Origin of the sequence: Robertmurraya sp. FSL R5-0851, from assembly GCF_038002965.1 — a bacterium.
GTDB lineage: Bacteria > Bacillota > Bacilli > Bacillales > Cytobacillaceae > Robertmurraya_A > Robertmurraya_A beringensis.
On the sequence record NZ_JBBOOE010000001.1, the window covers coordinates 4,611,103 to 4,624,058 of the forward strand.

The 12,956-nt window shown below is 41.0% G+C and carries 13 protein-coding genes; 3 read left to right on the forward strand and 10 right to left on the reverse strand.

Translation table 11 applies throughout. The features are described from left to right. Nucleotides 1-40: 40 nt before the first annotated feature. The 4 genes from argS to speE form a co-directional block, all read right to left on the reverse strand. Nucleotides 41-1,711: an arginine--tRNA ligase gene (argS, locus tag MKX65_RS23470; protein ID WP_340905977.1), complete on the reverse strand. Its 1,671-nt coding sequence runs from the start codon at nucleotides 1,709-1,711 to the stop codon at nucleotides 41-43. After that, nucleotides 1,708-2,175: a DUF1934 domain-containing protein gene (locus tag MKX65_RS23475; RefSeq protein ID WP_340905979.1), complete on the reverse strand. Its 468-nt coding sequence runs from the start codon at nucleotides 2,173-2,175 to the stop codon at nucleotides 1,708-1,710. Before MKX65_RS23475 ends, argS begins: the two co-directional genes overlap by 4 nt. A gap of 457 nt (nucleotides 2,176-2,632) precedes the next feature. Further along, nucleotides 2,633-3,505 carry an agmatinase gene (gene speB, locus MKX65_RS23480; protein WP_160545889.1) on the reverse strand — a complete coding sequence of 291 codons (873 nt, stop codon included), beginning with the start codon at nucleotides 3,503-3,505 and terminating at the stop codon, nucleotides 2,633-2,635. 154 nt (nucleotides 3,506-3,659) lie between these two features. Continuing rightward, a complete protein-coding gene (gene speE, locus MKX65_RS23485; protein ID WP_119710289.1) occupies nucleotides 3,660-4,490 on the reverse strand; it encodes a polyamine aminopropyltransferase in 831 nt (276 codons plus the stop codon). Between the two features lie 236 nt (nucleotides 4,491-4,726). Between speE and MKX65_RS23490 the strand changes: the two genes are divergently transcribed. Further along, complete coding sequence (locus tag MKX65_RS23490; protein ID WP_160545890.1) at nucleotides 4,727-6,799, forward strand: PBP1A family penicillin-binding protein; 2,073 nt, start codon at nucleotides 4,727-4,729, stop codon at nucleotides 6,797-6,799. Nucleotides 6,800-6,968: 169 nt separating this feature from the next. On the opposite strand, the gene MKX65_RS23495 is transcribed toward MKX65_RS23490, so the two are convergent. After that, nucleotides 6,969-7,478, reverse strand: coding sequence for a YwhD family protein (locus MKX65_RS23495; protein ID WP_160545891.1), 510 nt, complete (start codon nucleotides 7,476-7,478; stop codon nucleotides 6,969-6,971). Nucleotides 7,479-7,493: 15 nt separating this feature from the next. Next, nucleotides 7,494-8,120: a site-2 protease family protein gene (locus MKX65_RS23500; RefSeq protein ID WP_340906375.1), complete on the reverse strand. Its 627-nt coding sequence runs from the start codon at nucleotides 8,118-8,120 to the stop codon at nucleotides 7,494-7,496. Between the two features lie 137 nt (nucleotides 8,121-8,257). Between MKX65_RS23500 and MKX65_RS23505 the strand changes: the two genes are divergently transcribed. Continuing rightward, nucleotides 8,258-8,491, forward strand: coding sequence for a 2-hydroxymuconate tautomerase (locus tag MKX65_RS23505; RefSeq protein ID WP_160545892.1), 234 nt, complete (start codon nucleotides 8,258-8,260; stop codon nucleotides 8,489-8,491). Nucleotides 8,492-8,628: 137 nt separating this feature from the next. On the opposite strand, the gene MKX65_RS23510 is transcribed toward MKX65_RS23505, so the two are convergent. The 3 genes from MKX65_RS23510 to MKX65_RS23520 form a co-directional block, all read right to left on the reverse strand. Next, nucleotides 8,629-9,138 carry a YwgA family protein gene (locus MKX65_RS23510; protein WP_119710292.1) on the reverse strand — a complete coding sequence of 170 codons (510 nt, stop codon included), beginning with the start codon at nucleotides 9,136-9,138 and terminating at the stop codon, nucleotides 8,629-8,631. Between the two features lie 42 nt (nucleotides 9,139-9,180). Then, complete coding sequence (locus tag MKX65_RS23515; RefSeq protein ID WP_340905982.1) at nucleotides 9,181-10,479, reverse strand: HD domain-containing protein; 1,299 nt, start codon at nucleotides 10,477-10,479, stop codon at nucleotides 9,181-9,183. A 265-nt stretch (nucleotides 10,480-10,744) separates the two neighbouring features. Continuing rightward, nucleotides 10,745-10,969, reverse strand: coding sequence for a DUF1450 domain-containing protein (locus MKX65_RS23520; protein ID WP_066056936.1), 225 nt, complete (start codon nucleotides 10,967-10,969; stop codon nucleotides 10,745-10,747). Between the two features lie 266 nt (nucleotides 10,970-11,235). Here MKX65_RS23520 and MKX65_RS23525 point away from each other — a divergent pair, with 266 nt between their 5' ends. Further along, nucleotides 11,236-11,991: an RsfA family transcriptional regulator gene (locus MKX65_RS23525; RefSeq protein WP_160545893.1), complete on the forward strand. Its 756-nt coding sequence runs from the start codon at nucleotides 11,236-11,238 to the stop codon at nucleotides 11,989-11,991. A gap of 86 nt (nucleotides 11,992-12,077) precedes the next feature. Here the strand turns inward: MKX65_RS23525 and MKX65_RS23530 are convergent, their stop codons facing one another. Next, on the reverse strand, nucleotides 12,078-12,926 hold the full coding sequence (locus MKX65_RS23530) for a lipoyl protein ligase domain-containing protein (RefSeq protein ID WP_160545894.1): 849 nt from the start codon (nucleotides 12,924-12,926) through the stop codon (nucleotides 12,078-12,080). Nucleotides 12,927-12,956 lie beyond the last annotated feature (30 nt).

Consider the following 12,956-nt stretch of genomic DNA (forward strand, 5'->3'; position numbering starts at 1 on the left):
AGTTTCAAAAGAGGCTCCCCATCCGGAAGCCTCTCACTTGTTACATTTTTTCAGGAGCGGAAACTCCGATTAATTTCAGTGCATTCTTTAACGTCGTTTGAACCGCTTTAATTAATGAAAGGCGTGCCTTTGTGCGCTCCACGTTTTCCGCATCCAATACTTTTTCCGCATTGTAAAAGCTATGGAAAGTTGAAGCAAGTTCATAAATATAGTTCGTCACTCGGTGTGGCATGCGCTTCTCGGCGGCCTCTGCCACTGCTAAAGGAAACTCACCAAGCTTTTTAAGCACTTCAATTTCCTTCTCAGCGCCGATTAAAGAGAAATCAGCGTTCGTATCATACGTGAACCCATTCTCTTCCCCTTGACGAAGGATACTGCAAATACGAGCATGTGCATATTGGGCGTAGTATACTGGATTTTCATTGGATTGTGATACAGCTAAGTCCAGGTCAAAGTCCATATGCGTATCTGCACTTCTCATCGCAAAGAAATATCGAGTCGCATCTAATCCTACCTCTTCAACAAGATCACGCATCGTAACCGCTTTTCCTGTTCGCTTACTCATCTTCATCTTTTCACCGTTTTTGTACAGGTGAACAAGCTGGATGATTTCGACCTCAAGTACATCTTTTCCATACCCTAATGCTTCGATCGCTGCTTTCATTCTAGGAATATACCCGTGGTGATCGGCACCCCAAATATTAATAAGCTTTTCAAATCCACGATCAAGCTTATTTTTATGATAAGCGATGTCAGGTGTTAAGTAGGTGTAAGAACCATCCTGCTTAATAAGCACGCGGTCTTTGTCATCTCCTAGATCGGTTGAACGGAACCAAGTGGCTCCATCTTCTTCGTAAATATAGCCATTTTCACGAAGTTTGTCTAAAGCTACATCAATTTTTCCATCTCCATAAAGAGAGGTTTCAGAGTACCACACGTCAAATGGCACGCGGAAGTCCTCAAGATCCTGCTTCAGCTTGGCCATTTCCTCTTTTAACCCGTAGCTACGGAAAAAGTCAAAGCGCTCTTTCTCATCCGCATTCACGAACTTGTCGCCATACTCTTCAGCTAAACGCTTACCGATTCCAATGATATCTTCCCCATGGTATCCATCAGCTGGCATGTCTTTTTCCAACCCAAGTGCTTGGAAGTAACGCGCTTCTACTGATAGGGCAAGATTATTGATTTGGTTTCCTGCATCGTTAATATAATATTCACGAGATACATCGTAACCCGCTTTTGCTAACACATTACAAAGAGAGTCCCCAACAGCCGCTCCACGAGCATGACCAAGGTGAAGGTCTCCTGTTGGATTCGCAGACACAAACTCAACCTGAATTTTCTGTCCATTTCCAACTGTTGTTTCTCCGTATTTATCACCAGCTGTAAGAATGGTAGGAATTAAATCAGTTAAGTAATTATTGTTCATGTAAAAATTGATAAATCCAGGACCAGCAATATCAATTTTTTCAATGGACGCCTTTGATTGATCAAAGTTTGCCACAAGTGCGTCCGCAATCGCACGCGGTGCTTTCTTTGCTACTCTCGCTAGCTGCATCGCCATATTGGTCGAGTAGTCTCCATTTGCTTTATCCTTTGGTGTTTCTAAAATTACATCTGGAAGCTGCTCCTCTGTTGCTAACTCTGCTTTTATTACTGCCGCTCTTATTTCTTCTTTAAGTTTCAATTGTACCTGTTCAACGATATTCAACGTTTTTCCTCCTCAAACACGATTTGCAATTTGTATGTACCTGCTTTTGAGCCTTGTATCGAAAGATCGTATAACACCTCAATCGTTCCTATACTACTCTCACTGTTCCATCTATGCTGAAGTTCTTTTGTATCTGTGATCATTAGCAGCTCTCCAAATGGAGTTGTATAGCTGCCACGATGCTGCTTCTGTTCTTCTAACAGCATTCGCATTTTCACCGAGCCACTTCTCATCAGAAGAATTCCATCATCTGTGAGCTTCATCGTGGTCTTCATCGGCCCCTCTTCTGTACTTTCCTCGTATTGAAGGTAGCCGCTCGCATTCTTTACATAGTATCGACCAAAAGTTGTGAGTTCAAAAGTTTCCTTTTCCCCACCATTCTCAATCGTCGTATGTACCTTAATTTTTACGGGAATTTGATCCGCTGGTTGAATCGGCAACGGCCATACACTTCCTTTTATCATTGCATTCTCTATAACTTAATAATTATAAAGATTTTGGAGGGGGAGCGCAAGGTGTGATGCTACTATTTGAGTTGTTGTATGCCTTTTATGACCTTATTGGAGGGGTAGCACCTTGTTTTCATGTCATAACTTTGTTTTTATGACATGAGTAACCTTGTTTTAGTCTATGTAAGGTCATAAAAAGAGCTTTATGACTTTAATACAATGCTATTTTTCCTGTTACAGGTCATAACTAGTTTTTTAGGGGTTTTAATGAGTGGCTTTTTGGCAATTCGTTTTTCCTCATTTGCCTGTGCCCACACGTTAAGTTCCCATGAGAACACTTTTGCTACCCCAGCGGGAACCTAACCTCTACTTTGATTCCCGCTCGCACTTTTTTCCAGCCCACACGGGAACCTAACCCCTACTTCTCATAAAAAAACACCCGCCAAATCCTGGCAGGTGCACAACTTCATCCTTATTTCACCCATCCAAGAATCATTTCGCGGATGAGTTTGCTTGCTGTGTTTGCTGTTTGTTCAGAGTGGTCGTAAATTGGAGCTACTTCTACTAAGTCTGCTCCCACTACATTCACTTCCGAGCGTGCAATTTCGTGAATAGAAGCTAATAGCTCTCTAGAAGTAATTCCACCTGCATCAACGGTTCCTGTTCCTGGTGCATGTGCTGGGTCAAGAACGTCGATATCAATCGTCACATACACGGGACGTCCTGCTAATGTTGGCAATACTTTCTTTAAAGGCTCAAGTACTTCGAACGGAGAAATATGCATGCCGACTTCCTTCGCCCATTGGAATTCTTCCTTCATGCCGCTACGGATCCCAAATGAATACACATTTTGTGGTCCGATTAAGTCTGCTACCTTACGAATCGGTGTCGAGTGAGATAATGGCTCTCCCTCATAGTTCTCACGAAGGTCTGTGTGTGCATCCATATGTATGATGGCTAAATCCGGATACTTTTTTACCATCGCTTTAAAAACGGGCCAAGAAACTAAATGTTCTCCACCCATACCAAGTGGGAATTTCCCTGCATCAAGAACCTGATCCACGAACTCTTCAATCATATCTAAACTACGCTGTGGATTTCCGAATGGAAGTGGAATATCACCTGCATCATAGTATTTCACATCTTCTAGCTCACGGTCTAAGTACAAGCTGTATTCTTCTAAACCTATAGATACCTCACGAATACGCGCTGGACCAAAACGTGATCCTGGGCGGTAACTTACTGTCCAGTCCATTGGCATTCCGTACAATACCGCTTTACTTTCCTCAAAGCTTGGATGGCTTTTAATAAACACATTACCTGAGTATGCTTCATCAAAACGCATTTTGTTTCCTCCTCAAATTAAGAGGGGGTCAGTTTCATATCCGCCAGCTGGTGTTACTACGTAACAAAGGCTTCCTTCAGGCGGAAACTGCCCCCCACAATCTAATTCTTTCACATTAAAAAACGGAGGTAAGCTCCCCCCGTCTTATTTATTATTATCCTTCGATTAAATCTTTAACAAACTTCGGTAGCACGAATGCTGCATTGTGAAGTTCTTTTGTGTAATACTTAGTATCAATATCATGGAAACGTTCTTCAGCTACTTCAAGTGGATCATGCTTCTTTGATCCTAACGTGAATGCCCACATTCCGCTTGGGTATGTTGGGATGTTTGCGATGTAAAGGCGAGTGATCGGGAAGATTTCCTTTACGTCTTTTTGTACAGAACGAATTAAGTCTGCTTTGAACCAAGGGTTATCTGATTGAGCAACAAAGATTCCATCTTCTTTTAACGCCTTAGAGATTCCTGCATAGAAACCTTTTGTAAATAGGTTTACTGCTGGACCAACTGGCTCAGTTGAGTCTACCATGATCACATCGTATACGTTTTCTGCAGTAGCTATGTGCATAAAACCATCATCCACTTTAACTTCTACGCGTGGATCGTCTAGCTGTCCTGCGATCTCTGGAAGGTACTTTTTAGAGTACTCAATTACTTTTCCGTCGATTTCAACAAGTGTTGCTTTTTTCACGCTTGGGTGTTTTAGCACTTCACGAATAACTCCACCGTCTCCGCCTCCAACAACTAGTACGTTTTCTGGATTTGGGTGAGTGAATAATGGAATATGAGCAACCATTTCGTGATATACGAACTCATCTTTAATAGACGTCATGACCATGTCATCTAAAAGAAGCATATTGCCCCATTCTTCTGTTTCTACCATATCTAACTTTTGAAAGTCTGTTTGCTCCGTATGTAATGTGCGCTTTACCTTCATTGTAATACCAAAATTCTCAGTTTGCTTTTCCGTAAACCAAAGTCCCATTTACGCCATCCTTCCTTATTTAAAAAATATCTATCGGTTTCAATACTAATTTCCTGTATTGTTATTCTTCCCCAAAAAAACTCAAACATGAGAAAAAGTATAGATGAATCTAGCAAAATTGCAAGAAAAAAATTCTTTTTTTAATAGATAGGCGTTTAAAACAGCCTCTTTCTTTTCATACTAGTAAGAAAGATGGGAAAACAGGAAAAATCTATCTGAAGGTGAGGTGTCAATCCTTGGAGGTTATTACGGATCAGCGGTTTAGAAGAACGATGAAATACATACGTGCCTTACTCATTCTTGGATCAATCGGACTTGGTTTACTTGTTTTATTAGTAACCGGTGTTCTTATATACGCCAAGGTGCAGGGCCCTCCTCCTCTTGCCGTGCCTCAATCATCTCTATATTACTCGGATGATGGGCAGGTTATCGGTGAAAGCAATAATGGAGAAAAAAGATACTGGGTAGGAATCGATGAAATTTCCCCCCATTTAATTGAAGCAACCGTGGCGATAGAGGACCGATCCTTTTACAAGCATAACGGATTTGATTTTAAACGAATTGCTGGTGCTGCTCTTGCTGACATCAAGGCAATGGCCAAAGTTCAAGGTGCAAGCACGATTAGTCAGCAGTATGCCCGAAATTTATTTCTTGAGCATGAAAAAACGTGGAAGCGTAAGCTACTAGAAGCTCTGTACACGATTCGAATCGAAATGAATTATACTAAAAATGAGATTCTCGAAGGTTACTTAAATACGATCTATTATGGAAAAGGAGCATATGGCATTCAAGCAGCGAGTCAATATTATTTAGGTAAAAATGCCGCTGACTTGACTCTAGCTGAAGCTTCTATGCTAGCTGGAATTCCAAAAGGACCGAGCATCTACTCTCCTCTTATTTCGGAGGAAAATGCAAAGAGCCGTCAAAAAATTATTTTGGATTCGATGGTAAAAAGTAAATATATTACTGAATCCGATGCAAACGCAGCTATTCATGAAACCTTATCCTTCATTGGTGAGCACTCCCATGCGGTGACACAAATTGCCCCGTATTTTCAGGATGCCGTCAAGCAAGCATTAAAAAATGATTTAGGTTTGGATGACCGAACAATTGAGCTTGGTGGACTTCGTGTGTACACGACACTTGATACCGAACAGCAGGAGTTAGCAGAGAAAAATGTTTCTACTCATATGGCAAAGGAATCTGAATTGCAGGTAGCACTTGTGTCGATGAATCCAAAAAACGGGTATGTTAAGGCGATGGTTGGTGGAAGAGATTACGTGGAAAGCCCGTTCAACCGTGCGGTTCAAGCGGTTCGTCAACCAGGATCTACCATCAAACCACTTCTGTATTATGCGGCGATATCACAAGGATTTACGCCAGCTTCATTAGTGAGAAGCGAAATGACGACCTTCCGTTTTGACGATAACCGAGCGGAGTATACACCACATAATTTTAATAATAAGTACGCGGGAAAAGAAATTACGATGGCACAAGCGCTCGCCCTTTCCGATAATGTGTATGCGGTTAAAACACATTTATTTTTAGGCGAAGAAACACTCGTAAAAACAGCCAAGCAATTTGGAATTACAACTCCGATGGAAAAAGTACCGTCATTGGCACTTGGAACTAGTGGGGTAAAGGTGATTGATATGGCCAATGCCTATAGCTTGTTTGCTAACGGTGGAAAAAAAGTTAACCCGGTTCTTATAAAAAGAGTGGAAGACCATCGTGGGGAAGTCATTTACGAGTATGAAAAGAAAAATGAGCGTGTGTTAAAAGCTGAGGAAGCGTTCGTTATGACTCATATGATGACAGGAATGTTTGATAAGAAGCTCGATGGATACTCCAATGTAACCGGCAGCTCGATGATCAATGATATGACCCGAATTTATGCTGGAAAGTCTGGTTCCACTGATTCTGATAGCTGGATGGTCGGCTATTCTCCTCAGCTAGTGACCGCGGTATGGACCGGTTATGACCAAGGAAATCCAATTGAAATCGTTGCCGAGAAATCGTACGCGAAAAATATTTGGGTCAACTATATGGAGGACGCATTAGCTGACGAGCCGATCAAAAACTTCAAAGCCCCTAAAGGAACCGTTGGAGTATATATTGACCCTGAAAGTGGCCTTCTAGCAACCGATGACTGTCCAATCAAACGACTCACCTATTTTATTGCAGGCACAGAACCAACCAAGCACTGCATCGATCATCTTGATCATGATGCCGAAAAGCCAACTGAAAAGAAAAAAGAAGAAAAGAAAGAGAAAAAGACGTGGTATAAGAGGATTTTCGATTGGAGCTAACCACCCATCACTATTCAAATATACGAAAAAGCCCCGAGTCACATGTACTCGGGGCTTTTTCTGTCCTAGTGCTATAGCGTGTTATCGCTGTTTAAAGTTTACTTTTTTTAACGGAAAACGGCAAGTATTTCCTAACAATTTGTTAAAAAAACCTTTTTGGAATAATTTCCTATCCTTGAAGATCTGTCTTCAGTTTCTCTTCCGATCTTTCCCACATACCTGCATCATGATTTTTCAGAAAATCAGTTAGAATTCCTTTTGAACGACTATCCATATGATCGACGATGATCTGACGTTTAATCGACTTATCCATGCGATTCACATGCTCAGGTAGTGACTTATAGCCACGACGAATTTCACGGTCTACGGTCATTTCGCAAGCCGTCACACCCGCATAATAAGGTCCTTCCTGCTTTCGGTCAATTGTGACCCAAACCAACCAGTAGGGCTTGGCGTTTGGAACTTCTTCCTTTGTTTTTAAAAACTTAATCCCTTTTTCCACCACACTTCTTGCGTGCATGGCACCCACATCAATGATCGCATCCCCGGCATCCACATCAATAATAACCGGTGAAACATTATCTAAGGAGAGAGCTCCAACACCAAATCCTCCATGCCCTTCGGTTGGATCACTTTTAATAATATTAAAACCAATACTCTTCTTCTTTTTTTCTTCCATAAAAATGAACGCCTCCTACAAAAATAACTGATAAAAGAACTGATCTAAAGTCGAAAGAATCGACGGAACGACTGTCGAATACAATGGATCAATCGTATATTGATCAAGTGGAGTTATAACTAAAATAAGAAAGATGAGTGCTCCATATTGCTCATACTGTGTCATTTTAGCCCGTACATTCACCGGTACGAGGTCTTCAATAATTCGATATCCATCTAACGGTGGAAATGGCAGCAGATTAAACACAAATAAAGCAACATTTAAATACAAAAATATATTAAGAAACTCAAACACGTATGAGGGTAGAGTTTCCACCGCACCAGTAGCCACCAATCCATACAATAACACAAAGCCAAGAACGGATAGCATTAGATTACTAAGGGGCCCTGCTATTGATACAAGAATACTTGCTAACCGAGGATTTTTAAAGAAAAAGCGATTGACTGGAACAGGTCTTGCCCAACCGAAGCCTATAATAAAAATTAACAATGTGCCAAAGGGGTCCAAGTGCTTCATCGGATTTAGAGTTAGTCTGCCCTGATTTTTCGCCGTATCATCCCCAAACTTATAGGCCACCCACGCATGGGCAAATTCATGGACAGAAAACGCTACGATCAACGTAATAACCACGTATGGAATCATTTCTATATCAAAAGCTAAAAACCTAGATAATTGCTCCAACACGTCAACTCCTTTTCGAAGACTCTACTTAGCCAAATTATACATGAAATATAGGATAAATGGAAAAATGAGTATTCCTTTCTCACGTTTGGAACATTATGATTAGGTTAAGAAGAACTTACATATCTCTCAAGGAGGCAATCATCATGCCATACGTAACTGTAAAAATGCTAGAAGGCCGTACTGACGACCAAAAGAAAGCTCTTGTGGAAAAAGTAACCGCTGCTGTCGTGGAAACAACGGGAGCACCTGCTAAGAAAGTCGTTGTATTCATTGATGAAATGACGAAAAATAATTATGGGATTGCTGGAAAAAGGCTGTCTGACGAGTAAAATTAGTTTTTGGGTGTCGGTTGTTATGCATTCTCTTCGCTGGTATTCCTATTGGAATACAGGCTCGATTCTGCATAACAACCGACAACATATTTTTTACAAAAGAGGCTTGGACATAAAAAGTCCAAGCCTCTCTTTTATACAGGGACCACTTTCCCCTTTAATGCTTCAATATATTCATACGCCTGCTTAATTTCGTCTTCGGTGTATTTTTGCTTGCTCTTTAGAGTAAAGATTTTTTCCTTTACTTCCTCTACTTCTAAATCGTCAAAGAAAAGTACGGTTGATACGAGTTCTAGAAACCTAGCATTCTGGCTATTCATGTCGGTTAAACAATCCTCTAAAGCCGGAAGTTCCACTAGGTTCATATTTAAAAATTCCATACCCTCATCTGTTAAGGAGTAGCGGTACTGCATGTAACCGCCCTTTTTCTCCTTCACCTCGTTAAGAAAGCCCATATTGCATAGCTCTTCTACACGAAGGGTCAACTCTTCGGAGTAAGGTCCATAAAAGTGAAACTGAAACCTCTCTTGGAAAGGAAAATCTACTTTTTTCGCTATATAAATCATTTTTTGCAGTTTTTTCCGACCAACAATTTCCCCTGCCGCTGCAAAAGCTTGCATTATTTTGGCATGATCCTTTAACAATGAGACCCTCTCCTACTTCTATATTTATATCAAGCACCTATCTCATAGGTCTAGTAAGTTGCGAATTTGCTTTTTAATGTTCTTTTTAGATGAATCGTCCTTTAAAAGATCTGCAGGGAAATACAACTTATGGTCTGTTCTTCTTTTCCCTGAAATGGCATCAACGATCTGAGATTCTCTTGAAAGCTCTCTTACTTCTCCATTTTTCATAAGAAGTTGAATCGGCAGGCGCTCTTCTTCCTCACCTGGTCGATAAAAGTCGTATGGTAAGTCTGACGAGGAATCAACGACTAAATAATACTCCGGGTCAAGACCCGCCTTAGCAAATAAGGTAGAAAGCTCGCTTAGCTTCTTATATTCTTTCGCTGGGTCAAACTCCACATATTTAAACAAATTTCGATCCATAAAACGGACACACAGGTCACGCAAGATCAAATCCTCTTCCTCTTCCCACATTTGGAAGTAATAGAGAATAACGGCTTCATCTAATTTCAAATAGTCATAAAGGGTAATATTTTCAGCAAATACAGAATAAAAGTGAATCGGTTCGTGCTTAAATTGGTAGCCTTTTTGGTACAAATGCTTGGCACGGTGGAGAATCTTGGTCAAAATGACCTCTGCACTACGAGTAACGGGATGGAAGTACACCTGCCAATACATTTGGTATCGACTCATGATGTAGTCTTCCACTGCATGCATACCACTTTGCTTGATCACGACTTGATCTTCTTTTGGCCGCATCACGCGTAGAATCCGTTCCATATCAAAATGCCCATAGCTCACACCTGTAAAGTACGCATCACGCTGTAAATAATCCATACGATCCGCGTCAATCTGGCTAGAAATCAAGCTAATCACGAGCTTGTTCGGTGAGGTTTTGGCGATCACCTCAGCGACCATCTTCGGGAAATCCTTGCTTACCTTTGTAAGAACCCTATTTACTTCTGTGTTGCCAAGAATAATCTTTTGTGTAAAAGCTTCATGATCGAGGTCGAATACTTTTTCAAACGAATGCGAAAAGGGACCATGTCCGAGGTCGTGAAGGAGTGCAGCACAAAGTGAAAGCAAACGCTGCTCACTGTTCCACTCCGGTCGTCCATCAAATACATCATCAATAATGCGACGAATGATTTCATAGACTCCGAGCGAATGGTTAAAACGGCTATGCTCTGCCCCGTGAAATGTAAGATATGTCGTTCCAAGCTGCTTAATCCGGCGTAGACGTTGGAATTCCTTCGTACCAATCAAATCCCAAATCACACGGTCTCTCACATGTACATAACGATGAACGGGATCTTTAAAAACCTTTTCCTCCACTAGCTTTTCCTGTGAATATGCCACTGTAGAATCCCTCTTCCTATCTATCTTTAAACTATTATAACTTGATTCATTCTACAATTCACCCTAAAAAAGGAAAAAATCTACAGAATTTCGACAAATTTAGAAGACAACATTCAACCTTTTTCTCCCCAACTCGGGTAGTAACATGTCTGATGGGCTGCATTCTCTTCGCTGGTATTTCTATCGAAATAAAGGCTCGATTTTGCATCCCATCAGACAAATAATCAAAGAAAAAACCACCTATCTTCCGTACCAATAGGTGATTTTATTTTTTCAGCTTCTTATTAATTTTATCCATTAATTCTTCTTCTGTTAGCGCAGCAAGGGGACGGTTATTCACGAATGCGAATGTTTTCTTTCTCCCTGGTCCGCAGTATGATTGGCAGCCAATTTCAATCGTTGCCTCAGGATCCATATCCTTTAGTCGAGGAATCAACGTTTTTAAATTTACGGCCTGACAATCGTCACACACACGAAATTCATTTGCCATCTATATTACAACCCTTTCTTCGGTGCAAACTAAGCCAAGTAAACTCTTTTTAATAATCTAAACGGTATTTTACCGTTTCTTTTCTCCTAATGCAAGCTGTAATCCTTAGCCGAATATCCATAAAAAACCTGTCTATCTAGTCAAATCTTAAATATTTTCGAAAAAAACTCTACTATCCTTGCAATCAATTTGTATAAAACCAGCCGCATGTGGTCATGCTTTAACTAAGAACTTGAAAATGTATTCTGGTTAGGGAGTTGAGTAGAATGAAAGTTAGACAAGATGCATGGACAGATGAAAATGACTTATTACTAGCTGAAACCGTTTTACGACATGTTAGAGAAGGAAGCACACAGCTAAATGCATTTGAAGAGGTTGGGGACAAGCTTAATCGTACCTCTGCAGCATGTGGTTTCCGCTGGAATGCCGTTGTAAGGCATCGCTACGAAAAAGCATTACAATTAGCTAAAAAGCAACGAAAGCAGCGTCAAAGAATACTAGGAAAAGACCAGGGTGGGAAAAAGAAACTATTATACTCACCACCAGTTCCAACACTAGAAGAAGTTGGCCCAATTGCAGCAGCTGAAGTAGAAACTTATGAAGTACCAAATTTCTCAGAAGAAATGGCTATTGAGCCAGCAGAGATCGCTCAAAGCGTTACACAAGTGGCCTTACCAAGCCCGGTCGCATCACAAACGCAAGCTCCAAGAGACATGAATATGGAAACGGTAATCTCGTATCTACGATCACTAGGTGGGTCTAATATTCAAGTGGATATTTTAAAAAGTGAGAATGAGAGACTGAAGCGCGAAATCGCTTCATTGAAGAGACGTAATGAAGAGCTAGAAGGAAAAATTAATCATCTTGAGCAAAATACAGAAATCATCCAGGAAGATTACGAGACATTAATGAAAATCATGAATCGCGCTCGTAAACTAGTGGTGTTAGAGGAAGAAGAAGACCGCCCAGCCACTAAATTCAAAATGGACCGAAATGGAAATCTCGAAAAGATTGCTGAGTAGAAAATAGATATATTTTGGGAGAGTAGGCAATAATATCTCTTAGTTGAAAAGCCGTACCTTTATTGGGTACGGCTTTTGTACTTCTCTTATTCATTCGCCTCAACTAAAAATTTATCATTCCGCTCCACGACTCTTAAGACATACGAATCAAGCATTTGCAATTCTTCTTCCGTTAACACGCCCGCTTGCAAGATCCCTGCCTTCTTTTTCAAGGTGAGCAATAGCCTTAGCATTACATCTTGAACCGTAAGTGAAACCCCAAACAATTCAGATAAAGAAGCCATAACCCTTGGCTTTATTTTTGGATAAGAGAATTTCGTCTCTTCCCCCTTAGTAGCTCGATTATAAAACTCTTGAATAACCTTGGCACGTTCGCTTCCACTTCCCGTTACACAAAGGTAGATTTGAACCGCCACACCGCCTCGCAAACGCCGCTGTGAGATTCCAGCAAACTTTTTTCCATCAATGCTTAAGTCATAGCTTCCCGGACAATATGATCCTACAATTTCTCGAGCCTCAATCGAGCGTTCAAAATCAGCAAACATCTCTTGAATAAGCGTCCACATCGCATCGTATCCGCGATTGATATCAATTCCCTTTTCCTGTTCTGGGAGAATAATTGATAGATTGAGAACTCCCTCGTCGAGGACAACAGCTAATCCACCTGAGTTCCGAACGATATACTCGTAGTTTCGACCTTTCAAGTACTGTAATCCATCACTTATATAAGGCAATCTAGTATCTTGGATTCCAAGTACAATGGTATCAGCATGAACCCAAGCCCGAACCGTCGCTGGTGCTCCCTTGGTACCAATCGAGGCGCAGAGCGTATCATCATACCCAAACGAATGAAGAGCACTCATATGAAGTCCCGTACTTGATTGATCAATAATTCGCCAGGTAGGCTGGTTTAATAGTTTCTGCGCTTCTTCCATCGTTTCCGTCTCCTCGTGTTTTCTTGCCTT